Annotated in this window: 21 protein-coding genes and 6 pseudogenes; 12 read left to right on the plus strand and 15 right to left on the minus strand. The window is 55.0% G+C overall.

Features of this window, described 5'->3' with window-relative positions; all coding sequences use genetic code 11:
• Positions 1 to 175 precede the first annotated feature (175 nt).
• From E2L06_RS15485 to E2L06_RS15500, 4 genes and pseudogenes are all read left to right on the plus strand, one after another.
• Positions 176 to 762 (plus strand): annotated as a pseudogene (locus tag E2L06_RS15485) (DEAD/DEAH box helicase family protein); the annotation flags it as partial.
• Positions 763 to 855: 93 nt separating this feature from the next.
• A complete protein-coding gene (locus tag E2L06_RS22395) occupies positions 856 to 1134 on the plus strand; it encodes a protoglobin domain-containing protein (RefSeq protein WP_138782605.1) in 279 nt (92 codons plus the stop codon).
• A 23-nt stretch (positions 1135 to 1157) separates the two neighbouring features.
• A pseudogene (locus E2L06_RS22995) lies at positions 1158 to 1253 on the plus strand (hypothetical protein); the annotation flags it as partial.
• 649 nt (positions 1254 to 1902) lie between these two features.
• Entirely contained in the window at positions 1903 to 2505 is a 603-nt protein-coding gene (locus tag E2L06_RS15500) for a methyl-accepting chemotaxis protein (RefSeq protein WP_171052404.1), read from the plus strand.
• Between the two features lie 154 nt (positions 2506 to 2659).
• Here E2L06_RS15500 and E2L06_RS15505 read toward each other — a convergent pair whose 3' ends face one another.
• A complete protein-coding gene (locus tag E2L06_RS15505) occupies positions 2660 to 3421 on the minus strand; it encodes a CPBP family intramembrane glutamic endopeptidase (protein ID WP_138782607.1) in 762 nt (253 codons plus the stop codon).
• A gap of 111 nt (positions 3422 to 3532) precedes the next feature.
• Here E2L06_RS15505 and E2L06_RS15510 point away from each other — a divergent pair, with 111 nt between their 5' ends.
• Together E2L06_RS15510 and E2L06_RS15515 are read left to right on the plus strand one after the other, a co-directional pair.
• A complete protein-coding gene (locus tag E2L06_RS15510; protein WP_138782608.1) occupies positions 3533 to 4420 on the plus strand; it encodes an ArsR family transcriptional regulator in 888 nt (295 codons plus the stop codon).
• A gap of 119 nt (positions 4421 to 4539) precedes the next feature.
• Entirely contained in the window at positions 4540 to 4953 is a 414-nt protein-coding gene (locus tag E2L06_RS15515) for a hypothetical protein (RefSeq protein WP_138782609.1), read from the plus strand.
• A gap of 55 nt (positions 4954 to 5008) precedes the next feature.
• On the opposite strand, the gene E2L06_RS22400 is transcribed toward E2L06_RS15515, so the two are convergent.
• Entirely contained in the window at positions 5009 to 5374 is a 366-nt protein-coding gene (locus E2L06_RS22400; protein WP_249361462.1) for a hypothetical protein, read from the minus strand.
• A gap of 143 nt (positions 5375 to 5517) precedes the next feature.
• On the minus strand, positions 5518 to 5688 hold the full coding sequence (locus E2L06_RS22405) for a hypothetical protein (RefSeq protein ID WP_249361463.1): 171 nt from the start codon (positions 5686 to 5688) through the stop codon (positions 5518 to 5520).
• A 757-nt stretch (positions 5689 to 6445) separates the two neighbouring features.
• Here E2L06_RS22405 and E2L06_RS15525 point away from each other — a divergent pair.
• From E2L06_RS15525 to E2L06_RS22410, 3 genes are all read left to right on the plus strand, one after another.
• On the plus strand, positions 6446 to 7036 hold the full coding sequence (locus E2L06_RS15525) for an Rrf2 family transcriptional regulator (RefSeq protein WP_138782610.1): 591 nt from the start codon (positions 6446 to 6448) through the stop codon (positions 7034 to 7036).
• Between the two features lie 2 nt (positions 7037 to 7038).
• Complete coding sequence (locus E2L06_RS23000; protein ID WP_138782611.1) at positions 7039 to 7521, plus strand: hypothetical protein; 483 nt, start codon at positions 7039 to 7041, stop codon at positions 7519 to 7521.
• 824 nt (positions 7522 to 8345) lie between these two features.
• Complete coding sequence (locus tag E2L06_RS22410) at positions 8346 to 9098, plus strand: SWIM zinc finger domain-containing protein (RefSeq protein WP_249361464.1); 753 nt, start codon at positions 8346 to 8348, stop codon at positions 9096 to 9098.
• Positions 9099 to 9106: 8 nt separating this feature from the next.
• On the opposite strand, the gene E2L06_RS15540 is transcribed toward E2L06_RS22410, so the two are convergent.
• The 9 genes and pseudogenes from E2L06_RS15540 to E2L06_RS23010 all read right to left on the minus strand — a co-directional run.
• Positions 9107 to 9499 carry a MarR family transcriptional regulator gene (locus E2L06_RS15540; protein ID WP_138782613.1) on the minus strand — a complete coding sequence of 131 codons (393 nt, stop codon included), beginning with the start codon at positions 9497 to 9499 and terminating at the stop codon, positions 9107 to 9109.
• 18 nt (positions 9500 to 9517) lie between these two features.
• Positions 9518 to 9814: pseudogene (locus E2L06_RS23005) on the minus strand (DUF6516 family protein).
• Between the two features lie 428 nt (positions 9815 to 10242).
• Entirely contained in the window at positions 10243 to 11901 is a 1659-nt protein-coding gene (gene phaC / locus E2L06_RS15555; protein ID WP_138782614.1) for a class III poly(R)-hydroxyalkanoic acid synthase subunit PhaC, read from the minus strand.
• A gap of 51 nt (positions 11902 to 11952) precedes the next feature.
• Entirely contained in the window at positions 11953 to 12396 is a 444-nt protein-coding gene (locus E2L06_RS15560) for a universal stress protein (RefSeq protein ID WP_138782615.1), read from the minus strand.
• Positions 12397 to 12632: 236 nt separating this feature from the next.
• Positions 12633 to 15416, minus strand: coding sequence for a cation-transporting P-type ATPase (locus E2L06_RS15565; protein WP_138782616.1), 2784 nt, complete (start codon positions 15414 to 15416; stop codon positions 12633 to 12635).
• Positions 15417 to 15933: 517 nt separating this feature from the next.
• On the minus strand, positions 15934 to 16818 hold the full coding sequence (locus tag E2L06_RS15570) for a universal stress protein (RefSeq protein WP_138782617.1): 885 nt from the start codon (positions 16816 to 16818) through the stop codon (positions 15934 to 15936).
• Positions 16819 to 17343: 525 nt separating this feature from the next.
• Positions 17344 to 19005, minus strand: a complete 1662-nt coding sequence (locus tag E2L06_RS15575) for a cation:proton antiporter (RefSeq protein WP_138782618.1) — start codon at positions 19003 to 19005, stop codon at positions 17344 to 17346.
• Complete coding sequence (locus E2L06_RS15580) at positions 18998 to 20731, minus strand: cation:proton antiporter (RefSeq protein WP_138782619.1); 1734 nt, start codon at positions 20729 to 20731, stop codon at positions 18998 to 19000. Before E2L06_RS15580 ends, E2L06_RS15575 begins: the two co-directional genes overlap by 8 nt.
• A 175-nt stretch (positions 20732 to 20906) precedes the next feature.
• Positions 20907 to 22031: pseudogene (locus E2L06_RS23010) on the minus strand (TrkH family potassium uptake protein); the annotation flags it as partial.
• Positions 22032 to 22170: 139 nt separating this feature from the next.
• Here E2L06_RS23010 and E2L06_RS15590 point away from each other — a divergent pair.
• On the plus strand, positions 22171 to 22368 hold the full coding sequence (locus E2L06_RS15590) for a hypothetical protein (RefSeq protein WP_138782620.1): 198 nt from the start codon (positions 22171 to 22173) through the stop codon (positions 22366 to 22368).
• Positions 22369 to 22455: 87 nt separating this feature from the next.
• Here the strand turns inward: E2L06_RS15590 and E2L06_RS15595 are convergent, their stop codons facing one another.
• Both E2L06_RS15595 and E2L06_RS15600 read right to left on the minus strand, forming a co-directional pair.
• The gene (locus E2L06_RS15595) at positions 22456 to 22899 is read right to left on the minus strand and encodes a potassium transporter TrkG (RefSeq protein ID WP_343192873.1); all 444 of its coding nucleotides are present in this window, start codon (positions 22897 to 22899) and stop codon (positions 22456 to 22458) included.
• Positions 22900 to 23129: 230 nt separating this feature from the next.
• A pseudogene (locus E2L06_RS15600) lies at positions 23130 to 24386 on the minus strand (RNA-guided endonuclease InsQ/TnpB family protein).
• 299 nt (positions 24387 to 24685) lie between these two features.
• On the opposite strand from E2L06_RS15600, the gene E2L06_RS15605 reads away from it, so the two are divergent.
• Both E2L06_RS15605 and E2L06_RS22440 read left to right on the plus strand, forming a co-directional pair.
• Entirely contained in the window at positions 24686 to 25519 is an 834-nt protein-coding gene (locus tag E2L06_RS15605) for a universal stress protein (protein WP_138782621.1), read from the plus strand.
• Between the two features lie 61 nt (positions 25520 to 25580).
• Positions 25581 to 25720: pseudogene (locus E2L06_RS22440) on the plus strand (IS5/IS1182 family transposase); the annotation flags it as partial.
• Between the two features lie 129 nt (positions 25721 to 25849).
• Here the strand turns inward: E2L06_RS22440 and E2L06_RS15610 are convergent.
• Positions 25850 to 26281 (minus strand): universal stress protein, encoded by a 432-nt coding sequence (locus tag E2L06_RS15610; protein ID WP_138782622.1) that lies wholly within the window; start codon positions 26279 to 26281, stop codon positions 25850 to 25852.
• Positions 26282 to 26320: the final 39 nt, after the last annotated feature.

Genomic DNA, 26320 nt, shown 5'->3' on the forward strand with positions numbered 1-26320 from the left:
AGGAACTTACTCATCTGGTCTTTGAACCGTATCTCCCCTTGACTGTTGAGATATATGAGTGACGAACACGTCAAATTTAATTAGAACGTCCTCACAGCACGCCCGGCGGTCGAATATATGCGGGCGAGAGCCAGCAAACCCAAGTACGGCGTCGGTCGTAGACGGTTGTAGTTGCATGCGCCTGACGTTCGATGATGGAACACTGCTACTCGAGGACGCCCCCGACAGTGTTCCCTACGCAGAGTGGGATGACCGCGTCGATGAGTTCGAGCGCAGGCCTATCGCTATCACGACCTCCATCAGTGGGCAACTCCCTCCAGTCGCGACCAACAGACCCTCGCGCAGGCCACGATGGCTAGCGAACTCCTTGCAGACGATGCCAGAGCCTACAGTGACCTTGCCCTCTCACCTGCCGTCGCGATCGAACCTCGAGGCTACCAGCAAGCCGCCCTCGAGGCATGGATCGATCACGACCGTCGGGGGAGTGTCGTTCTCCCGACCGGCAGCGGGAAAACGTTCCTCGCGATCCAGTCGATTGCCGACGCCGGCGTCAGTACGCTCGTGGTCGTTCCCACGATCGATCTGCTCAACCAGTGGCATGCGACGCTCACTAACGCGTTCGGAGACCAGCTTCCTGACGACGTCGGCGTTCTTGGTGGCGGCAGCCACACAATCACAGACGTGACGGTGACGACCTACGATTCGGCCTACCGGTACATCAACGAGTACGGAGACCAGTTCGGTCTGCTGGTCGTCGACGAGGTCCTGTTGAGCGAATCAGGTCCCAGTGGATCTTTCACTTAATCGTATAGAAACACTAATCTGTGTTTTGGATATTACGGTCTACGCGACAAGATGGATGCAGATCCGCTGGACACCTTTGGAAAAGGTAAATTAAACGAACAAGTCGACCCTGATTCGCTCGTCGCAGAGATTGGACTGGATGAACAAGAGATCGAGTTGCGAAAGGAGTTCGTCCACTTTGACGCGGATGATGAGGGTCGGCTATCGGACCTCGAGGGAATGCTTCGAGAGAATCTGGAGGAGATCGCCGAGCGGTTCTACGCGAACCTCACTCCCCACGAGGAGACCATGGGGGTGATCCGTCGCTCTCAAAGGGGGTCGAACAGCTGAAACAGACCCAGCGAGCGTACCTCCTGACGCTCGCGACAGGGTCGTATGATCGCGACTATTTCTGGAATCGCGCCCGCATCGGCAAACTCCACCACTTTCTCGGGATGCCCCTGAAACACTACATCGGCCAGTACGGGGTGTACTACCAACTGTTATTTGACGAACTTGACGATCGTGTCCAAGAGAACGTCGTCGCAGCAATCAAAGAGTGGGCTGCTGAACAGACTGAGGACAACGAAAGCAGTGGCGGCTTAGCAGGGGCACTGGGTGCTTTTCGGTCCTCAAACGACGATACGGTGGTCGAACTCACCGAGTCGCTTGAGGAGACAGTGCGCGAGGAGATCCACCGGGGGCTGTGGGACATTCTTTCTGTGCTCCGCATTCTCAATCTTGACATGCAGGTCGCAACCGACACGTACGTTCACTCGTACAACCAGCAGCTGGAGAAGGCCAACCAGCGCCGTAAGCAATTGGCCGCAGAGGTCAAAACCGACGTCCAGATGCCTCTAGAGGAACTAGACTCGGTTTCCGATGAGGTCGCCGACAGCACCCAAGAGATCAGCGACCACGCAATCGGCGCCACGGAGGACCTCCAAGAGGTCGCTGCAGAAGTGTCCGACGTCAGCGCTGCCATCGAAGAAATTGCCTCCACTGCCGAAGAAGTCGAGCGCCGGAGTCACCGCGCCGAACGCCAGGCCCGCAATGGCCGCCAGTCGGCCAAAGAGGCGATGGAGTCAATTCGCATGGTCCAAAATCAGGCCCGAGACCGTGTCCGAGGACATCGAAGCACTGGCAGAAGAGGCTCAATCGATAGACGACGTGCTAAACGACCTCGACGACATGGCTCGACGGATGGACATGATCGCCAACACTGCGACGAACAAGGCCCGGCAGAACGACGCGGATGGCGGCGTCGCCAACGCCCTCGCCGAGCAGATCGGGCTGTTCGTAAACTCGTCCCGCGACCAGATCGACGAAATCGAATCCCAGATAAGCGACCTCAAGACGACCATTGCCGCCTCAACCGCTCGGATCGAAACCACATTCAGGCGACTCGACGAGGGGATCGGTCGGGCTGAGACCGTGATGGACGACATGGACGACATTCACGAGGCGATCGAAGAGACTTCTCACGGCATGGAGGAGATCGCAGCTGCGACCGATCAGACCGCCGAGAGTGCCGATGCGATGCAGACGATGGTCACCGACGCATCCCGGTCGGCACAAAACGTCTCCCGAAAGATCCAGGATGTCGCCGCTGCCAACGAGGAATTGACTGCCAAAACTAGTGAAATCGCGACTACGGTTGGGAGACTCACTGACGAAGGTCAGCCTGTGCAGGGAGATCGAGATTCTTCACTGAGAGACTGACCGCCAACGACGAGGTGAGCGAGGGCCTTAGACAGTGCGTCGAACTCAAAGTCTCTCTTGTCGGTCGATGTCGGTGAGTCAGTCCCGTTCGCGCGTGCCGTTCCGGTCGTGGTGTCCGTAGATGCTATCTTCCCAAGAGACGGTGTGGTTGCCATTACGTCCATAACGGGAGAGTGAACACAGTAGCGTTGAACGTCCCATGAACGAGAGCGGGTGCAATGAGGGTGTCTGTTCGATGGTACACCCAACCAAAGATTGCTCCCATAAGCGTGTAGTACACCGCCATGTGGCCGATCATGATCGGTGGTGGCGAGAGCAGAGCGACAGGGTAGACGTGGAACAGCGCGAACGTCGCGCCCGCGATGCTGATAGCACTCACGGAACCGAGCGCTGCCTGAAGCCGACTCTGGATCACGCCACGGAAGAAAAACTCTTCAACGGGCCCGATCACCGCGAGTGACAGGACTGCCGCGGCAACCAGCCCTGCACCAGTTGGCTCGCCGAGATTGCTGTACTCCATGTATCCTGGCGAGAGGTCGATCGCCGGAACGATCGCATCGGTGACCGCGAGCGAGAGAAACGCCGTAGCGAAACACGCGAGCAAGCCACCAATCAGGTAGGAAACGGTCCCTCTCTTGAGCATCTGGACGGACGGGCGGAACGACGACTGAACCCGAAGATAGGCCGCCCCGATCAGGAGGAAAGACAGTTCAGTCCCGAGAGTTCCCGCAACGAAGGTGGCCATCTCACCCGCGTCGCGGCCGATCGCGACGACAACGGCCAGTGATGCTGCGAAGTTCCCGACCACTGCAGCCAGCACCACGCCAGCGAGGAAGATTCCTGTGCGAGCAATTCCGGTCTTGTCGCCGAGTCGCTTAGGGATGACCGCGGTCGGCATCGAGGTCGAATCTGACACGGTAAGTGACTGTACTGGATTGGTTGTAAGTGTTATCTCAATGACCATTAAGTTGAAAGGCTGACAGGTATGACCGGAATACGCACGGGGCAGAAATCAGGTATCCAGGGTATGACGGACGAGGACAGTACACGGGAAGCGGCTTACGCGGTGTTGACTGACGAGACCCGCGTTCGCATCCTCTTCGCGCTCGCGGACCGATACGATGAGGCATGGGAGTCTGAGTGGCCTACCTTCTCAGAGTTGCGCACGCAGGTCGGTGTGAACGACACGAGCCGATTCAGTTATCACCTCACCGAACTCCAAGACGAGTTCGTCCGCAAAGTCGATGGGCGGTATTTGCCACGAGTGGCCGCTCTCGAGATCGTGGCCGCGATTCGGGCGGGCACATATGGCGAATCTGGGGCTGGCGACGAGGAGAGCGACATCAAGCAACGAGAGATGGACTGTGAGTGCCTGCACTGTGATCGAGCGCTCGTTGCGACTTACCGGAACCACCAGCTGTACGTCGGCTGTCCTGAGCATGGTGCTGCGGTCGCGTATCCCACGCCTCCACGGGCGGCCCGGAGCCGGACAATAGACGAAGTCATTGACTGCTCGCTACGGAAACACGCCTGCGACGTGCGACTGCTTCGGGAGGGCGTCTGTCCACACTGCTGGGGAACCGCCAGTTTGTCGTTTCCTCGCGACTCCGTCCCGGACACGTACCTCCTCGATGATGTACCGTACGCGACTGCGGCATGTGACATTTGCTGGTTGTCGTATCCGATCCCGATCGCACACACGATTCTCGGTCACCCCGCCGTCGAGACGCTCTACGCCAACTGTGGGCTCGGACCACGGGACGCTCAGCTCGGGCCACACGATCTGGCGCGAGTGAGTGACGTGTCTCTTTCCAAAAGTGACTCACCGACTGCTCGAATCGTCGTCGAACTCAGAGACAACCAGCTGGTCTTCGATCTTGACGAGACCTGCAGTGTCCTCGATCACCGGCATTGATAGTCGATAGTTCTCTGTGCAGTAGAGATAGATATCAATAGTCGCTTGAATATTATTACTATCAAGAGAATATGGATAAAACCATTAAGACTTATTGGTGGTTGCTGACATGGTAAAATATGGCAACACAATCAACTGCGGCTAGGCAAAACAACTCACTGAGCAATCTCCCATCAAACCCAATCGGGTATCTCGTGATACTTGCAGCAGTTATAACGGGTGTGATCCATCTCTTACTCGGACCACAAGTCATGGGATTCAGTCAACTACTTGGTGTACTGTTCATCTTAAATGGGGTTGGCTTTCTCGGGGGTACTGTGTTATACCTAACCAATTACTGGCGTAGTGAACTATATTTCGTCGCAGCGGGCTATGCAATTGCAACAATCTTGGGTTTGTTTATGTTTCAAGGCTTCAGCATTGAGGCGTTCTATATGAATGGTGACCTCAATCCAATGGCTGTTGTCTCAAAAGCAGCAGAAGCAGTCATTGCACTTGGGACATTATATCTACATTCTAACACAAGCGCGTAAGATAACACCGTAGATAAAGATCGTTTGATCAACCAGCAGTTTACACACCCCGACTTCACTCGTTCCCGAAGATTTCAGACGTCTCCTCTGCCAATTCTTCGGTCTCGATGTGGGCGTGCATCTGTGAGGTCGTCCGAGGATCAGCGTGGCGCAACACCCGTTGTGCTGCGGCCGCACCGTGCTCGCGATAGATAGCTTCACCGACGCCACGCCGTGCGCCGTAGGGTTTCAAGTAGTCGCGGTCAATCTTGAGGTCAGCCTCGTCACACAGCCGCTTCAGGACCGATCGGCCGCCGTTGGTCGACAGCGACGGTGGAACGACCCCGTGTTTCTGATGTAATTCGAGAGGTTCGCCCGCGGACGGATCTACGTTATCGGGGAGATTCCCGTACAGCGATGGTGCATGGCTCGTGGCGAACACGGGCCACTCGGTGTCGGCGGCTCGAAGGCCTGTTCCAGCCGCTCGAGTGGCCGATGCACTTGTCGTGGAAGTTGGACCTCCTCGTCTTCGAACTGACTTTTGCCGAGCACTTGGAATTGGTTGTTCTCGAGGTCGATGTCACCCTACCGTAAGCCGTTACGCCGGTCGTCACGTGGGTTCGCAAGAATTTCTCCACCACGTGCGCCGGAGTAGGCTAGCAGATAGACGAGCGCGAGATCGCGCAGTTCCTCGAGTGCGGCCGACCCCTTTTCATCGACGGCTTCGTGGGCACAGCGATCGGCATACCGAAGCAACGCTTTGCGGTCCTCAGCTGACCGGAACTGCTGGTCACCGCTCTTTTTTTGTCGGTCGCGGTGGCATCGTCGAGTGCGATTCCTTTCTGTGCAGGATTGTCCTCGAGCAAGTCCCATTTCACGTAGTAGGAAGGAACGCCGAGACATAGTCGTATACGTCCACGCGGTCGCTGCAGTCTTTGCGTCGTCGTTTGAGAGTGCTTTCGCATACGTCGCCATGTCGCGTTTCGAGACGCGTTCAACCGTCTCGATGCCACGAGCTTCGAGGCGCTGTCGTCAGTCGGTCAAGACGCGCTCGAGGGCATCGCGATAGTTGCCAGCTTTGTTGCCCGACTCGAGGAAGTCATTGATGCGGCCTCGAGAGCGTGTTCACCGGGTGTCGCCGCTGAATCGCTGTGATCCGTTCGGTTTCCCGTACAGTGTCGGGGTAGATAAATTCACTGTGCATTACCACACTAATGCACTGTGGATTCCGAAAACGCTCATTCAGCTGATTTCGGACTGCTCGAGTGTTTTCTGGCACAAATCAATACTTAATGAATCTTATAACGCTATAGAAATTCTGTCCGCCGGGTGCTGAGACTATAGGGCCGTTAGCGGGGCTAAAATGCACGATTTCAGGCGAAGTGCGGTGTTTTATGCAACTCAAACGACTGTCTATATCCATCTTAGTTCATTATTCTTCCACGATTGAGCAGCCTACTGTAGAATAGTATCTGGCCAAAGGACTATATTACTCCACCTCGTCAATACTGATATGAGCGATCGAACCTTACCAGACGAGTTCGAGGATATCAACGAAGCGGTCAGTGAGGAGTGGGTGTCTGAGACAACTCCCTACGAGCGTGTTCGCCACGTTATCGCGCATACGTACGAGCCTGTTTCTGTCGACGCTATCGCTGACGACGCACGGACATCGCCGAAGACAGCACGTAAGCATTTGAATGCGCTCGCGAACGAGGGGTTCGTCGTCACTGCGACTGGTGAACATGGTGGAACGACGTATCGTCGCTCGCCAGAATCACTCGTCGTTGAACAGGCTGCTGACATTCTTGAGCAGGTCTCAACTGACGAACTCACCACGCGTATCGCCGAAATGCGTGACCAGCTTAGCAGCTACCAGTCCGAGTACAGTGTCGACTCGCCCGAAGAGTTAGCCGTTGAGCAGACAAATCAAGCACTCTCTGAATCAGCCTCTGCGCAACGAGACATCGACGCTGAGACGATCCAGGAATGGCAGACGCTCCGCCGTAACCTCGCATTCGCGAACGCCGCCCTCTCGATTGCGAATGCTCAGCGCTTCGTTGATGGTGACCGTCACTTGACTGATGGCAGCGTTCCCGCGTAACGATGGGTGAGACACCTGCGACAAAGGAAGATCACTCGCTCCGTGGGCCGATCGATCGGCCAGCTCTCATCACGATTCGCGATATCGTCGACGAGGCCGAGCCGCTCGCGACACCACAGCTCGATGATTTCCTTAACCCGTCTGTCCTCGAAGTCACTCTCGATGATGGGCTTTGTGATGCCACGAGTGCTCGAATCGACGTTCAGTGGACAACACAGGCCGATTATAAGTTCCACTACACTGACTCAAAGGATGTGAACTTCCGTTGGGGGAAGCATCCCCACGATGGCGACTACATTTCGGTCTCTGATCTCGAACACTACCATCCACCGCCTGATGCTAGCTCTAATCCTGACGATGTTGAAGACTCCTGCATTAAACAGTCTCCTGAAGAACTAGTCACTCGTGCTGTCCTCAAACTCTGGCGTGTTGCCTATCACACTGACTCGTACGCACCCCTCAATGCGGGGAGCAATCCACCGTAAGGCCTCTGAACGAGCGGGGTAGGCTACAGTACTCGAAAGAGAACCGACGGCGACTATGATATATGTCGGCCAATTCCTTCTTGCACAAGATGATTGGAAGTGCTTGAAAGACTCTATGAGGGTTCGTCTCGTTCTCGCAAGCAACCGTGCCAACGTTTGGCCGAACACAATCTGGGAAATGGCACATCGTCGGGCCTGATGGATGCCGATATGGACGAGCATTTGCTGATGAGACAGGGAACTCACCAGATAAGTCCATCACAGCAACAGATATTGTCGCATACGAACCACCTGAATCACCAGACAGTACTCAATCTCGTTCGAGATCACTCTCCTCTACAGGGAGGCCCGTTCTACAGGGCCGGACCACTGAGCAGCGCCTTGTCTTCCCGACTGACATTCGTGAGAAGAGCCCTGACGTGTGTGAGTCATGCCGCCTACAACTAGAACAGCAGCAGAAGCGGCGCTCACAAGTCATCACTCAACTCAAGCGAGTGACGCCGGTTCGTGACATCGATTGGGAGATGGTTGAAGAGGAGACTAAACGCCCCTGTGACTGGTGCCGCGCCCACGAACTCACGACATGGCACAGTAGTGAGCTCAACTGTACGGTCTGTCCAGCCTGTGGCCGCCTCTTCGAAACACCACTCGGTGAGCCAACTGCTGAAAATGCGCCAGACGAAGATCTCCTGCCGAAAACGCCAACAGAGCCGGTTGAACCGATAGTATTCGGAGCAACACTCCCGGACTATGACCCTACCGAACTGGTCGGGAGCAATCGCCCACTGATCAAATACCGCGAAAAGAATAAATATGCTGAGCTGGTGCTCGAACTCGAGCGAACCGGCCACGCGTTCTCAGCCGACGGGATCGCTGCACTCGAGGAGATTCGTTCGAACTACGCCGATCAAGTTGCTGACGACACCGCCCACCAGACTGATGTCACGCTAGATATCGGTATGACGCCGCGTACGGCAACGATCAAAGGAATATTTCCCGCGGATAGTTCATCGGTGATCGGAACGTGTTGGGATGTCGTGAGCGATCCGACCAAGTGGTACCCGATCGGATGGCCGGAGCAAGGGTGGATCCACCGTCGGTCAGCTGATCCCTCTATTCCTGGTGACGAGCCCGTTGAAGACGCATTTCCACGTCTCCAAACACAGACACCATCTCAATCAGTCGATCTCGAGACGCTTCGAGAAGTAACCGAGCCAGGCCGCTATGAGCGAGGAAGCCGCTACTACGAACGTGGATCAGTGACTGAGCTCGAGTACGTAGACGATACTCTCCAAGCAACAGTCCAAGGGAGCCGTCCATACGATGTTCGGGTTACACTCTCGCAGGGAAGCTATGTCAGTGGCCAGTGTAGCTGTCCTGATGATGCAGTGCCGTGTAAGCATATCGTCGCAGCCGTGCTGGCTAGCGGTGACATCGAAGCCGTCGGCGGTGATCAATCGCTAGATGCACTCCTTGCAGCGGCGTCCGCCGAAGAGTTCCGGAGTGTACTTTCTGAGATCGCGGACGAAGATATAGGGCTTCGCAAGCGCCTCTATGAGGAATTGAGCGAAGACTGAGCAGGATATCACGCTGGTGCAACATCGGGAGAGTGCTGGCCGATGGGAAGATCGATATCGATCTCATCGTACCACACAACCGGACGCTTTGCGCGACCGTTTTGCTCGAGTTCGACGAGTCCGTAGTCGGCAAGTTCAGTCACGTTCTCAGTGACTTCTGGCGGATGACGGCCGACGATTCGCGCGAGTTCACGAATACTGTCTGGCTCATGATCAGCGATCGCCTCGAGGAGTTTGAGATTCGTCGGCCGAAAGATTCGACCGAACGTCTCGAGGTCCTCCACGGAGAGCGTCGACGGCTTGGGGTCGACACTCTCGCCAGCATCGAGAGCAGCAAGCGTGTCTTCGAGATCGCTACGGTCGGACGATGAGTTGATACGGACGTGAAGTGTTTGGGTCATGGGTGTGGGATCGGTGTATTACCAGTCGGTTCGTTTAGCGAACGGAAGTGCCGAACGCCAAGCACGATACAGCGTCTGCAGTCCCGGATAGTCGGTCTCGTAGACCTCCGAGTCAAGATGCAGTTCGTGAATTCCGTGGTGGTTATCGAATCAGATGATTGGATTATCAGCGCCGGCGACGCCGTAATGGAAGGCGTACTTGATGCCGTCTGGAAACTTCTCGGACTCGGGCACCGCAAGTACGCGGACACGGGCGACAGTACCGTCCGCATAGGCTTCAATCTCGTCACGAACAACTGTGACGTCATCACTCATCCCTGTTTGTTAGTATGAGACCTAACACAATAAGCGTTAGGTTCCCCCCTAACATAGCCTGTGGCATATGCAACCACGATCATTTGGTCGCGGTGCATCACATTTCTACGAGTATCTCCAGCGTCGGTGGAAAGCCGCGTACAATCCCACCGAGACCAGTGAAATGAATATGATGGGAACGCTCGGAACCCGACAATCCGACCCTCTCTAGTGAGCAATCTCGGCGGCTGTACGACGCCGTTGAGAGTCCCGACGAAGAACTGTTGGTACTTGCACTGTGTGGGTGGGGTTTGCGTCGCAACGAAGTCGTGTCGTTGCACGTCTCCCAACTCGTCCTCGATGTCGCCTCATGTTCGCTCTCCATAACATCAAAAAGACCGCTAAGAAGCTGTGATCGTACCGCCGTACCACATTTTCAATAGAGCAATTCATTCGTCTCTCTTATTCGATCCCTCCACCCCGATCAGTTTCTGGGCCCGGTCAATCCAACTCTCTGCCAGTTCCTCGGTGGTGTTAGCGGCCGTCGCGACGTGTGTACTGTCGGCGACGGCAAGTTCGGAGACTGACTCGATTCCCGCGGATCGAAGCCGTTCAGCATATACCGGTCCGATTCCTCCAACATCATCAAGATCGTACGAGTATGGGGCAGCGACAGCGACCTCGTCAGCGGCCTCTTCGACTTCGGTACGAGTCGCCTCGCTGACGTTCTCAATGACCACCGTCTCGACCCCCTCGCCGGTTTCGACTTCGACAGCGATCCCCTGTGGTCCAGTATTCAAACCGATTTCATGACCGAGTGCGTCTTCGAGAAACGTTTTGATAGCTGTCGCATCACGAGCTACCAGTCCACGTTCGAGCACACCGTCGTCGTCTGCGAGGACGACCTCCAGTTCGTGGATGTCTCCAACCGTGACATCGGTTTCAACGTCGATGCCAAGCGTTTCCTCGATACCGTCGCTGATAACGTCTGCAAGTGTTGGCCGCTCGGATTGCTCGAGGAACCACTCGGCGACTTCGGGCCAGAGATCGCGATGTGCCCCGTTGGACATCGCGAGACCAACGTGGCCGCTGGGATACTCGATGGTTGATGCGTCAGCAGTCCCAACGACATCGTTAAACGGTTTGCTTGCCGTCGGCGGAACGAGAACGTCATATTCACCAACGATTTGTAGAAGGGGCATATCGATGTTCGTGACGTCGACATGTTCGCCGTCGATGGTCAGTTCGTTCTTGTAGAGGAGATTGTCCTGATATATCTCTTTGAGGAACTCAGCATAGACTGCACCAGCGACGTCGACGCTATCGGAGAGCCACTGTTCCATTCGCGCAAAGTTTCGGACGAAATCCTCGTTTTCGAGCCGATCGGAAAACTGCACATACTTCGTGACGTTGTTGGCTACTGGATCCATCACATCGAAGCCGGCAGCGAGAAACTCCCCGGGGACGTCCCCGAACGTATTGGTCACTGTCCGCGGATCATAATAGTCCTCGTCGCCCCACAGCTCGAGGACGCCGCCGGTGTCGTCAAAGTACAGGCCAGTTGCCATTAGCGCGAGTGCATTCACCTTCTCCGGATGGAGCGCGGCGTAGATGGCCGACATCGTGCCGCCCATGCAGTAGCCAAGGATGTTTATAGCATCCTGATTCGATTGCTCGCGTATCTCGTCGATGCAGTTGTCGATGTAGCGGTTGACGTAGTCTTGGAGTCCGAGCCGTTGATCGAGGTGTGATGGCTCGTGCCAATCGATGAGGTACACGTCGTGACCGGCTTCCAGCAGTCGGCGGACGATCGATCGATCTTCTTGGAGATCGAGGATATACGGTCGGTTGATGAGGGCGTAAACGATGAGAATCGGAATCTGATGCTGGTTCTCGGTAAGTGACTCGTAGCGGAGTAACTCGAGCTTGTTCTCCGTGTAGACGACTTCACTCGGGGTTTGACCGACATCGGCAGACGCGGCGTCTTGGAGCCGGTCTTGGGTGACAGTCGCTTTGCGAACGACATCTGTGGTCGCTTCGAGTGCCGTCTGCTGGGCCGAGAGAAAGATCTCGAATGGAGGCCATTGCTGGTGTTCGTCCGAGGTCATAGTCGTCCTCTCGTGAACGTGGTTTCTGAGGTGTACTGTCTCGCCATTGTGTTATCCAGACTCCTCCATGATTTTCCCGCCAGTCCCTTCGACGATGCGAACCTCCCAATCACTCTCCTCGAGGAGTTTTCGACGAACCCCCGAGAAGTGTTCTGTGTGGTTGCCATGTTCTCCGACGACGATGATTTCTGCGTCTACCTCGTCGGCGTACTCGAGGATGACATCGTGTGGACTCCCGTGTCGAGTGTTTCCCACGACGCGAACGTCTTCTGTTGCTGCCATCTCCGCGACCTCTTCGACGCATATTGCGGCGTGATCGGCAGCGTAGATAGTCGCCAGTTCCGCTGAGCTGAGGGCGGTATCGTCGAAGCGACGCTGGTCGACGACACAGATGACATGCAGCGCCACCCCGCGATCTGTTGCGAGTTCGATTGCCTGTTTGGCCGCCTGTCTGGCGTATTCGCTGCCATCAGTGGCCAGCAGGATTGGTCCCATGTATGGTGACTCAACAGGAAGCGAGTTAGTTCTTGGAAGATGACCCCCTACTCGCTCGGTTCGTGAGGGTGGTGTTAGCGCCTGATACTGTCAGGCAGAAGTCAGTGAGAAGTCGCTCGCGAGAACCGGTCGTCTCCGGCGGTGGCGGCCGTGTCTGAGCGAGTGATCTTCAAATAGTTCTGTCCGACAGTATGAAATCACCTCAAGACGGAGGTCGTGATTGATGTGTCGGCGGATTATCGCTGCTTGTCGTCCTGTTTTTGATGGGCCTCATCTTGCACCTGTTCGTTTACCGTCGTCGAGCGGAAAAGTCGGTCATAGACGGTAGACGTGAGGACATTGAGAAGAAGGAATGCGACGAAGGCAACGCCGATCCACCCCCACTCGTGAACGGCGAGCGGAACGACTTGGAAGAAGTCGTGTACTGGCGTGTACAGAACTGTCAGGTGGAGGAGAAATGAGAGCCCGATAGCAGTCAACAGCCATAGATTGGATCCGAGGGTTAGACCGTACCGGGAGCGAATGACGTAGATCCGGATCATCTCCCCGACGACGATGAACGTAAACAGAAGCGTCTGTGCACGGACGAGCGAGCCGGTGGCCTCGAGGCCGTAAAAGAAAAGCCCGAGCCCGATGAGCGCCAGTAAGACGGCGATCGTGACAATCGACACGAGCACACGCGTATTGATCACGCCTTCGTCCGACGGTCTCGGGGGACGCTCCATGAGTCCGGCAGCATGTGGATCCGCTCCGAGAGCGAGCGCAGGCAGCGTATCAGCGATGAGGTTGATCCAGAGGATCAAGACGGGAGTCAGAATCAGTGCCTGGGAAGTCCCCGTAAACCGCTCGGGAAACAGCAGACTGCCGAGCAGGACACCGAAAAAGACTACCAAGACCTCCCCGGTGTTAGTCGAAACGAGGTAGTTGACGAACTTTCGAACGTTCTCGAATATTCCGCGCCCCTCTTCGATTGCGTCCCGTATCGTCGCGAAGTTGTCGTCACGGAGGATCATATCTGACGCTTGCCGTGCGACGTCAGTTCCACGATTCCCCATGGCGATCCCGACGTCGGCCTGTGTGAGTGCGGGTGCATCGTTGACGCCGTCGCCGGTCATTGCGACGTTATGGCCGTTCGCCTGTAACGCGGTCAGTATCCGGACTTTGTGGTCCGGCGTGACTCGTGCAAAGATGTCAACGTCTTCGACGGTGTCGCGCAACGTGTCGTCCGACTGGTCGTCGATGTCGCTGCCGGTAAGCGCGCCTTCCGGACCGAACCCGATCTGCTCGCCGATTGCCTTGGCAGTAGCAAGGTTGTCGCCTGTCGCCAGGACGGGACGAACCCCGGCGGACTGACAGTCGGCGATCGCCTGTTCGACCTCCGCACGTGGCGGATCGAGCATTCCCTGGAGACCGAGAAACACCATCCCGTCCTCGATCTGGTCCGCATCCGCGTCTGGATCGTCGACCGTCTTCGATGCGAACCCCAGCACTCGGAGCGCGTCACCCGCAAACGACTGGGTTCGCTCGAGGACGTCTTGTCGTTTCGCGTCGGTAAGCTCACACACTTTGCCATCCTCGAGGATGCGTTCACACCGCTCGAGCACGACTTCCGGCGCACCCTTCATGTAGGCGGTTGGCTCGTCGACATCGACGAGTACTGTCATCCGTTTGCGTTCTGAGGAAAACTGAATCTCGCGTATCCGCTCGCCGGGCCGATCGACACCGGCGTCGTCCGCCATTCGCTGGACCGCGATCTCGGTCGGCTCGCCTCTGTACTCGTTCTCGTCTGTTCGTTCCACATTGTTACACGCGGCACCACATCGGAGAAGCCACTCGAGTGCCTGGTCGATGTCCTGGCTGTGCCGAGTGTCCGTTCGCTGACTCCCTCCGTTCCCGTCGGCCGATACCGGACTGAGATCGGACGACTCGACGACGGTTCCAGCGGCGTAGAGGCGTGTCACCGTCATCCGTTCTTTGGTGAGTGTTCCGGTTTTGTCGGTGACGATGACGTCGGTCGATCCGAGGCTCTCGACGACTGGGAGTCGTCTGACGAGGGCGTTTCGATTGACCATCTTTCGGCCTCCAAGCGCGAGCGTAAACGTCACTACCGCAGGCAATCCCTCCGGGACTCCCGCAACGGCCAGGGTAATACTGACGAGAAGGACCGAGACGATACCCGTCGCGGTAAAGAGAAACTGGACGACAGTGACGAGGACGATGAGGACAGCGACGAGAGCGCCGATTTGCGTTCCGAGCTGTTTGACTTCCGCCTCGAACGGGGTTTGTCGGTCGTCGGACTCGCCGAGCTGGGTTGCGATCCCGCCGACCTCCGTTTCCATACCGGTCTCGACAACGACGGCTCTCCCGCGCCCTTTCACGACGGTCGTATTCATGTAGACCATGTTACGCCGGTCGGCTAGTGGCGTATCGTCATCGACGGCTTCCGGATTCTTCTCGACCGGCGTACTCTCCCCCGTGAGCGCGGATTCGTTCGTCCGTAGCCCGTCAGCTTCGAGGAGCCGTGCATCCGCTGGAACCGCGTCGCCCTGTTCGAGGTAGATTACGTCACCAGGGACGAGCCGTTTCGAATCGATGGACTGCTTCGTTCCATCACGAATTCCGATCGCATTCGGGCTCGCGAGTTCACGAAGTGCCTCGATCGATTTCGTGGCCTGGTAATCCTGGACGAATCCGAATAGCCCGTTCACACACAGGATTAACGCGATGAACGCGGCTTCGGCGTAGTTCGGTTCACTCTCCGGGAAGAGCCCGACGCCGAGTGAAAGCAGTGCCGCCACGACGAGCAGGTACATGAGCGGATTTCGAAACTGAGAGAGCAGGAGTTCGACGCGCGACGTGCGCTCTGCCTCGCGGATGTCATTCTCCCCGTATTCCTCGAGCCGTCGGCTCGCCTCGGCGGATGACAGCCCACCGTCGTCAGTCTCGAGCGTCTCGAGAGTGTCTCTTGTGGACTTGCCATGCCACGGCTCTGTGCGGTCGTTTCGAGGATTTCCCGTCATACTACCTGCCTCGTCGCTGCTGAGCGCTCGGTTATGTATCTCTCCCACGCCTCGAGTTGCTGAGCTGTTTCCTGGTGTTCGACGGGGTCCGACGGTGGCCCGATGAATACCGGAACGCTATCGGTCCACAGCCGTCCCGATATCCCGTGGTCTGTCCTCGGCTGTCGTCGCTTCACGCTATCGGCCAACGCAGCTTCGATACTCTGTTTTGGATCTCTGTGTGACCAGTCAGCGTTCTCCTCGCGTTCGAACGTGAACGAGTCGACGAAATCACGCGTCACCCGTCATCTCCCAATTTCGAGCGTGACTGGGCTGTTGTCTTCGAGTGGCCAGTCAATTGATGGGGGGACGTGGCAACCGCTGCTCGCGTTCTCGGTTCTTCGGGTTTGAATTCTCTCATAGTCGACCAGACAGTGGACATTTGTATGAACAAAGGTAGCAGTTTCCACGACTCGAAACCTACTGTCGGCTTGCATGTAGCGAGTGCAGTTCACTATCAGGTACCAGTTTGTGTGCGTCACTCACCGTTCTCAACAGGCTCTCGAACCGTCAGAACGGGAATCGGTGACGTCCGAATGAGCGATTCCGTGACGCTTCCGAGCATGTATCGATCGAAGCCAGTTCGACCGTGCGTCCCGATGACGACGAGATTGACATCGTTGTCGTTAATGTACGAGAGAATCGCTTTGGGAATCGAAGAGGCGTGTTCGATCGTCTTCGAAACCGACTCGACGCCAGCGTTCGTTGCGAATTCCGCTGCCTCGTCGAGCAACTCGGTCGCGCTTCCCTCTAACATCGACTGCTGGATGTCGCTCCGGACATCGACACCGAGACTCGTGAGGGCGATAACAGAGAGGAGGTGAAGCGTTGCCTCCTCGGCGCTCACGACGTCTACGCCCATTGCGAGTGCTTGATTCGCACAGTCACTCCCATCAGTTGGGACGAGGACGTCTTCGTATGGGTACTGGAGTTCATCGGCTGCATCCGGTTGAATTGTGAGGACTGGTACGTCCGATCGTCGGACTACCCGCTCGGTGGTACTCCCAAGGAGCAAGCGCTCGAGGCCTTGCCGACCGTGAGTGGGCATAGCGACGAGATCAATGTCATTCGCTTCAGCGTAGTCAATGATGATTCTGTATGGGTCTCCTTGTCGAACATCTGTAACAGTGCTCACGCCTCGTTGCTCAACACGGTCAGCTGTTTCTCGAACGAGTTGCTTGCCTTCCTGTTCGAGGGTATCGACAACGTCCCCTCGAATTCGTGTCACACTATCTCGCGTTGTATCCGCAACGTTGAGGATATGGACTGTCGAATCGTGTGTGGTCGCGATATCGAGGACGTGCTCAAATACGTCTGTCGTCCCATCGTTCTCGTCGACCGGGAAGAGAAGGGTATCGAACATACGCAGACTTTGGGTTGAGAACACAAAACAAGAGGGGATATTATTCAATTCGGTATGAAGCTAAGATTCGGATGCAGTTGTCATTTGTACATCTGAATACCCTTCCAAGAGTCACCAAAGTATCTTCATTCTTCATTGGTTTTCCACATCTTGAGCATTTATTCGTAGATTCCATTTCGCAACTATTCATGTGAAAACTACAACTCCGGCACTAAAAACGATGTTGGGTATCGACGTAATGCTAAATATCGGTATATTTCAACAGATTCTAATCATTTGCCAGCAACAGGCTGTTAACATCGTCCCTGGGATGTCTGCTCATTAGCGGTGGCGGTGAGAGTGTCAAGCCCCCGCCCTTAAGGAGCGACCGGAGGGAGCGAGTAGGGCGTGGTAGTTCACTGCAGTACCGTGAGTTCAATCGACAGACATTCCTGAAAGAGGTAAGACAACAGACCCACCACATGTCTGCTGCATCATCTACAGACGGAACAGATCGATCACTTCGGTGCTGGACCTCGAGGCGATTCACAGTGTCGATACTTCCCGATCGACGGTCCCCAGTTCATTGAGGTGATCTTCGCGAAGCTCTTCAGTCGTCGAACTTTTGCCGACGATAGTTTCGACGTGGTCGATCAGCTGATCAGACGCAAGCAAGTCTGGGACTGCAACGTAGATCGCACCGCGTTCCAACCATTCCCTTGCCTGTACAATTGATCGGGATCGCAAAACTACGTCACTCTCGATGTCTAGGGACATGATCTGCTCGGATGTCGGTCGATAATCGGCTGTCGAGACGATAAGTGTCGCATCTGATGCGTTTGCGACAGTCCAAGAATAATCATAGAGTGCGTCGCCTCGAACATAGTTACTACACGTCATACGAACGTCTTCCCATAGGAGTGGATCGTTCTCGATCACTACGTACTCTTGATCGTACTGTTCGCAGGTCTCGACGATTTGTCGACCTTGTCGTCCGTATCCGACAATGATCACATGATCTTGAAGTGTCTCGTTGACGTTGCTTCGTCGGTCGATCTTGACTGTCTGTCGGCCTTGCATTAAATTACTGAAAGCTCTCTCATATAGCGGCTGTTCATATTTTCGTACCACGGATATCAGGATCATCGTCGCCGCTGCTGCGATAATGATGGCGTCGAACAGCATCTCGTTAATCGTCGCGATTAGGGCTGCCTCGATAACGAGGATCAGAGTCATCTCGCTCACCTGATTTGTACTCGTCCCGACTAGGTGCACTGTTCGAGCGTCGTATCCCTCATAAAGTAATGATAACATTGTAATGAAGGGATTGACGACAAGGACGAGACCGATCAATGCGATCGAGATGACGACTACCTCAAGCGTCGGTATCGAGACGAGAGCACCGACGGTCACGAAGAAAATCGCGACGAAAAAGTCCCTGAGTGACTGGATTCCATTAAAAACCTCGAGCGCGTCTGTACCGTCGCGTCGAATCGCGATTCCTGCGGCAAACGCTCCCACAACGATCGAGAGCCCAACGAAATTAGCGGCAGCGAGGAAGGCGAACAGTATCGAGATACTGCCCATCAAGATGAGTTCGGCGGAGCCATCGGCCAGGCGAACAAGCTGGTCGAACCCGTATCGGTAGATGAACAGCGCGACGATGAGGAGAATCACCCCATAGCCGATGTTCGCCGCGATCGCGTCCGGAGTATAGGTGTCCGCCGAAATCACGAGCAACAGAACGACTGCGACAAGATCGTCGAACAGGTGGATGGATGATGCCAGTCGATCGTGAACGAGTCTTGGCCCAGCAGTCTGTTCGAGCAACTCCCGACCGACAAGCGTTGAGCTGAGCGTGCCGGCGGCCGCGAAGTACACTGCATTAAGCGGGTCAAATCCGAAGAGAGTTGCGACAAGAAACCCAACAGGGCCGACGATCGCGATCTGGGCCATTGCCGCCAGTTCGCTGTCTCGGAGCACGCCCTTGATCGCCTGAAAGTCGATCCGCGTCCCGAAGGCGAACACGAGAAACGCGATTCCCCATTGTGCAAGCTCAAGGATAGTCAACTGGTCGACAACTGGTCCAACGAATATCCCTGCGAGGATGTAAGATGGAATCGTCGAGATCGACAGCTGATTCGCGAGCAACAGTATGATACCCGCGATTACGAAGACCATTGCCAGCGTCGCTACCATCTCAGCCATCGATCTCACCCCCGGAATCAGCGATTTCAGTCGACCTGTCCCGTTTTAACGTTTGGCGTTCGATACGCTTGAGGTCTGGCTGGATCGATTCGAAGAATTGTTCTCGATCCTCGAAGTATTCGGCGATATATGCAGACACCTTCTCGGCGGTCAGATACGTGCTCATAACGACGTAATCCGCTCCCTGTTCGTAGAGGTGAGTGGCGTCTTCGGCCCGTTCAGCCTCGACAAAAACTGTTGCGTCCGATGCCGACTCTGCGATCACCATTTCGTTGACGTCAACTTCGACGCTCGAACTGATGACGAACTCCGCTTTCTCGAGTTTTGCTTCTTTTCGAACCTTTCCATGACGGAAGTCACCGAAAATAAACTTGTACTTTCCTTCAGCTCTAAGTTGGTCGATGTGCTCGGTCTTTCGATCGATCACAATGACCTCGCCGTAGGTATCCTGCAGAAGCGGGAGTACTCGCTCGGTGAGAGGATCGAGTCCGATCGCAACCGCGTGCCCCTCGTATTCGTGTGACTCCCCGTCGCGACCGTCCTCACTCCATACCGTCGTCAACCAAGGCCGCACCTGGTCGTAGAGCTGATGATTGTATTTGACGACATAGACAGAGACGGCCATCGTGAATACGGCGATCAGGCTGAGGAATCCGAGAACTGCCTCGTCTATGAACCCACCCGTGAGTGCGACGGCCCCGAACACGAGCGCGAATTCGCTCACCTGAATCATGTGGGCGCTTCCTAAAAATGTCGTCTCGAGGCTGAACTCCTGCCAGTCGATGAGAAGGAAAAAGACAACGAACTTGACTGGCATCAGGACGAGCGCAGCGATAACCGCCTCCTGCCAATAAGCGACAAGTTCGGATGCCTCAAGTTGGAGGCCAATCGAGACGAAGAAGATGAGGATGAACAGGTCGGTCAACGGGGTAATACGGTCCTGAAGCTCCGTGCTGTAGGGGAGTTGCGCGAGCGCGACGCCAGCGAGGAACGCGCCCATCTCGATGGAGAGGTCGAGTTCTAGCGAAACGAAGACGAACAGGAACGCCCAGGCGAGCGAGACCACAAAGAAGACCTCCTTGTCGTTTGCGATCCGTTTGAACACTGCCGGCAACAGGTAGCGAGAGGCAGCGATGGAGACGATCCCAATCACTCCGATCAAAGCGAGGATCGTAAGCAGAGTGATCGCAACTTCGACCGCACTGTCGGGCTGTCCGGTCGAGAGCAATGCGAGCAACACAACGACCACGATGTCTTGGACAAGCAACACCCCAATGTCGATCTTACCGGGGAGGGTCGTCGCCTCATCCTTGTCGGTCAGCATCTTGATGACGACCGCTGTCGAGCTATACATCACTGCGAGTCCGATCAGGAGAGACTGCCAAGTTGGGAAGCCCAACAATAATGCTGTGCCCATTCCGGCCAGGCACACGAGTGCCATTTGAGGCAGCGAAATCTTGACGATCGAGGAGAGGATATGTCTAATGTCCTCGATCCGCATTTTAACGCCCAGCAGGAACAACAGGAATGCGAGGCCAAGTTCCGCCATCGATTCTGTGAGTTCGCTCGGTGTCACTACACCAAGAACTGGCGGGCCAAGTAGCAGCCCGGTCAAAATATATGCGATAATCGTTGGCTGGCCGCTCTGGCGGGCCACGAGACCGACGGCTGTCGCAGTAATGATGATTAACGCAAGATCAGTCGCGATCCCGGATTCAACCACCATCTATATCGAAATCTCGAAAGATGACCCCGTCCGATTCACGACGTGGCGGTTGCTGATCCAGACGGTACGTCGGCCTCGAGTTGTGAGCGTGGCTCTCACGATATGGTCCGAGTGTCGATTCGTCCGAGTCCCTTTTCACCATTCTGGTGTCTGACCTCTCTCCGCATCAATTCTCTTATATAACCAATATAAAATGTAATTCACTCCAACACGATGGCGTGAGCAGAACGAGTACGGGGATGATCTCGATACGACCGATCCACATCAACAGAATCATAACAAGTTTGGTACTCGAAGGAAAGACCTCGTAAGTCGCGAACGGTCCGACGACGCCAAATCCTGGTCCGATATTAAAAAACGTCGCCGCAGCTGCACTCATCGCTTCGAACTCTCCAATCATGAGTCTGACCCGTAACGTGTCAAACACAATGAATACGGTTGCGGTGATGAAGAAAACGAGGCTCACAAGGATGTATGCATAGATATCTCGAATTGTCTCCTCATCAACAACCTCACCACTAAGCCGAACTGGACGGATAGCTTGCGGATGGCTCGCGACGAAGAGGTCACGCTGGAATGCTTTCACCACGAGGAGCCAGCGGAGGGCTTTGATCGAACAAGTTGTACTCCCTGTCATGCCACCAATGAACATACAGATGAACAAGAGGTTCTTCGTCGACGCGGACCAGAGATCGAAGTCGGTACTTGCGTATCCCGTGGTCGTCGTGATCGAGACGACCTAAAAAATGGCATGGCGAACAGTTGTTCCTATCGTTTCAGTCAGGCCGTCCTCAAGTATGAGCAGGCTTGCGACACCAAGACTGAACAGGACCAGTACGCCGATGTAGAACCGAAACTCGTCACTCTGGTAGAGACGTTTGTACTGTCATTGAAGGACAAGATAGAGAAGAATGAAATTCGTCGCACCGACAATCATGAAAACAATCGTGACCCACTGGACCGCAGGAGAAAACGCGGCGAGGCTCTCGGGACGCGGCGAGAAGCCGCTCGTTGACACCGTCGTCAGCGGGTGAGTAACCGCGTCGTATAGGGTCATATTCGGCGCGAGACCGACGAGATGGAGCAAATACAGAATCCCGATCTGGGACACTGTGAGTCCCATGTATAAGCTCCAGATGAGACGGGCAGTCTCAGAGATACGTGGAGTGAGCTTTGTAACGTCCTGGGTCTGGGTCTCTGTTCACATCAACTGGGCACCCGCAACTCCCAACTGGGTGAGCACTGCCGTCGCGAGCACGAGGATCCCTAAACCGCCGAGCCACTGAATTAATTGTCGCCACGAGGGTGTCATAGAAGTCTTCTCATGCTGCTTATTACAGCCACTTCTACAGTGAATTGTCCGATAAGTAGGTCTGCGAATTGAACGGCGAAGGGAATATACACAAGAGGACAGAATTCACTCAACAGGCAGACATAATATGAATGAAGATTTATTTGTTCGTGTAGTCGGCGGTATTGGGACGATAGCGATTCTACTCGTTGCGGTTACAGTAGGCGCTTTGTTGGGGAATAATCCTGATGAAATGTTTGCTTGGTCAATGATTAGTACAGTCACACTCTCAATAGGTGCGGTTATAATCATCTATCGTTTCGAAGATAAAATAGATTCAATGTAATGAGCGATCGAGAGCATGTACTGACCGATACGTAGTTTCCCTGTACTTATCGAATCAGGATGCCCGCATAGAGGTGTGAGTGGCGTTCTATGACACCCTATGTCGCCACAGCAGGACTGCTCTCGAGTGGGCGGAAAAATCTACCATCGCCGTCGCACCTGTAGTCGTTACTCCACTCATGCTCTCGAACAGCGCATTGATTGGGTGAGCAAGTGCCCCGTTCTCAGCAGTGATAAACGGTATTGCCCCGATCAAGGCGATAGTCAGCCAGGCGAGCGACACCATCAGGAAGGCCTCCCTAGTTCCCAGATCACGGTCAGTTGCAAGCCGCTCGAGGGCGAGTCCGACCGCTACCGTGACAACAATCGTAAGGACAAATGGCAGGACGTCCTCCCTATCGTATACTGCGAGCGCGAGTGGGAAGATAAGCGGCACGGCAAGCCACTTTGCGATCGTTCCGACAAGGCTACAGCTAGTCCGCCAATCAACGCGCACCCTCATCGAACACCTCTCGATGGGCGGTGCATCCATTCGTGCCGGCCCCAACGTTTGTCGGCCGATTGGACCCTCATTCGCTCGAACCGATCGATGAAACCGTTTCAATCCCACGTATAAATCTGAACCGGATATATTTGATCGATGTTACCACCTCTGGAATTGCCCGGCTAAGAAATCATCTGCTTTAGCAGTCTTTCTTGTATTGTGTGTCTGATTGACATTCTCCTCCGGCTGAAGCCGGAGGAATCCCAAGCGTTGGGATATTAGAGTTTGCAGACTCCCTGTTCTCTCGGTGTGAACCGTCCGCTCTCGCGGTCGAACAGGAAGACTCCGGGCTGTGCCAACCAGCCGTTACTCATATCCCCGGTCGGGGGACTCTGAGTTATCTTTCTACGAATGTTCACCGCACCGTTCACGTCTGCGTTCATCGTCGTTTCGCACGCCGAACAGACGTATAGACCACGCTCCACGCGGTTGCTATCCCGAATCCGCCCGCAACACGAACACGTCTTCGAGGTGTTCTTCTCGTCTACGCGGTCAACGAGGATGCCGTATTCTTCGGCCTTGTATTCAAGTAGACGGGCGAATCAGTCAAACTCCCATCCATGGAGTTTCTTGTTCCCCGACGCACCCCAGTTTCGCGAGTCGCCGTTGTCGTCTTCTCGAATGTCGCTGAGGTCGCCAACTGCTATCTTCGCCACGCCTTCTTCGACACACCGTTGTGCGATGTGTTTCGAGAGTGTGTGGAGGAAGTGGTCTTTGCGTCGGGAGAGTTTCCGGCGAGCCTTCAACGCACGTTTCGACGGCCCGTTCTCGCCTTCGGTCTGGTACTCCTCGCGGGTGAAGTAGTGCTTGTCCTCTTTCAGCACGTTCCCCGGATATAGTTCACTTGCACCGTCTTCGTAGTCGATGGCAAGGTAGTTACTGATACCGAGGTCAATACCCGCCGTGTTGTCGCCGGGCGCGTCTTCGACTGGAATCTTTTTCCTGCAGACGAGATGGAGTTCTCACTCGTCGCCGTTCCAGACGGCACGTACCTGCTGGATGTTCTCGACTTCTACGTCGGGACGGGTTTCGTACTCCGCGAGGATGAAGTCAGACCGTGACTCTTTCAGGTTGAATCCTTTCGAGAGGCGAAGTTGGCCGTGCTTGTCGTCGTGCTTGATAGCTCGCTTTTTCCACGTGACGGTCGAGTGCGGGTGTCGGTTGCCCCGTTTCCGGTAGCCCGGTGGATTGTTGCCGTCGTTGGAGTTGTACCAGCCGGTAAACGCCTCAGCAAGCTCTTCGAGAACTCGCTGACTTGACTGAGAATGGAGGTCACTGTAGCATTCATGGTCTTTCAACTCCGACTTCAGTTCGGCTTCATCGGGTATCTCACCGTCTTCATCCCACCGCTCTTGGATGTAGTAGCGACCGACGTTCCACAGTTTCGATGCTGCGAACCCGCACTGGTCGAGGTCGTCACGAACCTGCGTGTGGTTCGTGATGCGTGCGACGTAGGTGCGGGTTGTCTCCAGCATCGTACTGTGCTCATAATCAGTTATAGATCAGAGGATATTAGAGGCTATGTTTGACGTGGAATATTCGGCCCTGTCGGTATCGGTGGAACGGGTCACTGAGTGACGGCGCGTATCCACGGCCTGAAGGCCGTGGTATTACGCCTGTTCAGCGTATAATTGTTGCAATCACCGACTTTGAGCGATAGGTGATCCGAGTCGTGAGAAATTCAAGCTATGAGATAGATCTTATGACCTACTCTGATACACATTTTAATCCATGCTACACAAAAACATAGTACAAGGATCTCCAAGAACTTTCTATGTACGAACGCGTTCTCGTTCCAACGGACGGGAGTCAGTCTGCAGAAGTTGCTGCTCGCCATGGGAAGATGATCGCAGAGGCATTCGATGCGTCCATCCATATCATAAGCGTCGTTGCTAATCGAGCACGCAGCGAACAACTTGCGGAAGCACAGGCCCAAGATGCCGTATCTACGCTCGAGAAACTTTTCGAGCAAGAATCAGATCTCTCCTGTCGTTCAGTCATTGAGCGAGGTCGTCCGTACGAAGCGATTCTTACCTATTCATCGGAAAATGATACCGATCTCATCGTTATGGGAACTCATGGACGACGTGGGTTGAGTCGTGCCCTCTTTGGGAGTGTCACTGAACGCGTGATTCGGTTAAGCAACGATCCCGTATTAGCAGTCCCACCGCGTGCAAGTGGCCGAGGGAAATCGGAATACGATACTGTTCTCATTCCGACAGACGGAAGTCCTGCTACTACTGCTGCAGTTGATCACGGAATAGCCATTGCAGAACAGTTGGGTGCTTCCGTGCGCGTACTCTTTGCAATTGAAGGTGAAAGAGGACTTCCACCACTTGGCGATCCTCTGCGTGACGAAGCTGTTGAGGTGGTCGAAGCAGTTGCAGAGCGAGAATCAGAACACGATTTTACTCTGACCACACACGTACAGCCTGGGGCACCCCACGAGGTTATCAGTAATTTTGTCAGTGCATCAAGGATCGATCTCGTTGCAATGGGGGCACACGGTCGCTCAGAGCTACGCCGTCATCTCCTTGGAAGCACCACAGAGAGAGTCTTACGCACGAGCGATGCACCTGTACTTACTGTGCAACAAGACACTGGGTGAGAATTATGGCCTTGTTGAAACCCTTGTTGAGAAACATAACGAGTGAGTAGCGTGAGTTATGATGGACGGTCTCCCGAAGTCTCAACTTCTCCAGTTCGCGAACGTACGATGGTATTGGCTCGCCGTGCAGTAGCTCGGTTCTCGATATGCTATTCACGGAAGCGGTTCACACTCCGCCAGCACCTCGTCCTGTTCTGTCTGACAAATTCGAATCAGAATAACGATCTACCGATTTCGCCGTAAATCATTGTCTGGAGAGGCAGTTCCCCGTGGATGGTTTTCTTTTTCTGGCGGACTGGTTCGATAACGGTAATTTATACGAGCGGGGACTCATTCTCGAGCGACCAGAACCGAAGTAGTCACCGATTCGAGAACGTCCTCCGTCGTGCTCCCGAAGAGTTGTTCTGTGAGGGTCGAATCCTCGCTTTCTCCGATTACGATCAGGTCGATCCCATTATCGGCGCTATACTTGGGTATTGCGTCTTCTGGAAATCCTTCAAGAACGGCTCGTTCGGACGCAACCCCAGCCTCATCGGCCATTTCCTCGGCCTGATCGAGTGCCACTTTTGCTTCCTCATCAAGTGCTTCGGTGAGGTCATTCGCGATGTCGCCAACGGCGGCTGCGGACATCTCCGTCCCAACATCTACGACGTGCAGGAGATGCACCTTGGCATCCATACTCGACGCGATTTCCATCCCATGGTCCAGCGCTGTTACGCTCGCATCGGATCCATCTGTCGGGATAAGGATGTCGCGGTACATATCAAAGCCCTCCTGGCTGAACAACAAAAAGCATGAGCC

It is taken from the genome of Haloterrigena sp. H1 (assembly GCF_005938085.1).
In the GTDB taxonomy this organism is placed as follows: Archaea; Halobacteriota; Halobacteria; order Halobacteriales; family Natrialbaceae; genus Natrinema.

Excerpts from the sequence above, each read along its gene's own strand:
- E2L06_RS22395 (WP_138782605.1), top strand. The coding sequence starts at position 856 with ATGGATGCAGATCCGCTGGACACCTTTGGAAAAGGTAAATTAAACGAA.
- E2L06_RS15510 (WP_138782608.1), top strand. The coding sequence starts at position 3,533 with ATGACGGACGAGGACAGTACACGGGAAGCGGCTTACGCGGTGTTGACT.
- E2L06_RS15515 (WP_138782609.1), top strand. The coding sequence starts at position 4,540 with ATGGCAACACAATCAACTGCGGCTAGGCAAAACAACTCACTGAGCAAT.
- E2L06_RS15525 (WP_138782610.1), top strand. The coding sequence starts at position 6,446 with ATGAGCGATCGAACCTTACCAGACGAGTTCGAGGATATCAACGAAGCG.
- E2L06_RS23000 (WP_138782611.1), top strand. The coding sequence starts at position 7,039 with ATGGGTGAGACACCTGCGACAAAGGAAGATCACTCGCTCCGTGGGCCG.
- E2L06_RS15540 (WP_138782613.1), bottom strand. The coding sequence starts at position 9,499 with ATGACCCAAACACTTCACGTCCGTATCAACTCATCGTCCGACCGTAGC.
- phaC (WP_138782614.1), bottom strand. The coding sequence starts at position 11,901 with ATGACCTCGGACGAACACCAGCAATGGCCTCCATTCGAGATCTTTCTC.
- E2L06_RS15560 (WP_138782615.1), bottom strand. The coding sequence starts at position 12,396 with ATGGGACCAATCCTGCTGGCCACTGATGGCAGCGAATACGCCAGACAG.
- E2L06_RS15565 (WP_138782616.1), bottom strand. The coding sequence starts at position 15,416 with ATGACGGGAAATCCTCGAAACGACCGCACAGAGCCGTGGCATGGCAAG.
- E2L06_RS15570 (WP_138782617.1), bottom strand. The coding sequence starts at position 16,818 with ATGTTCGATACCCTTCTCTTCCCGGTCGACGAGAACGATGGGACGACA.
- E2L06_RS15575 (WP_138782618.1), bottom strand. The coding sequence starts at position 19,005 with ATGGCTGAGATGGTAGCGACGCTGGCAATGGTCTTCGTAATCGCGGGT.
- E2L06_RS15580 (WP_138782619.1), bottom strand. The coding sequence starts at position 20,731 with ATGGTGGTTGAATCCGGGATCGCGACTGATCTTGCGTTAATCATCATT.
- E2L06_RS15590 (WP_138782620.1), top strand. The coding sequence starts at position 22,171 with ATGAATGAAGATTTATTTGTTCGTGTAGTCGGCGGTATTGGGACGATA.
- E2L06_RS15595 (WP_343192873.1), bottom strand. The coding sequence starts at position 22,899 with ATGGATGCACCGCCCATCGAGAGGTGTTCGATGAGGGTGCGCGTTGAT.
- E2L06_RS15605 (WP_138782621.1), top strand. The coding sequence starts at position 24,686 with ATGTACGAACGCGTTCTCGTTCCAACGGACGGGAGTCAGTCTGCAGAA.
- E2L06_RS15610 (WP_138782622.1), bottom strand. The coding sequence starts at position 26,281 with ATGTACCGCGACATCCTTATCCCGACAGATGGATCCGATGCGAGCGTA.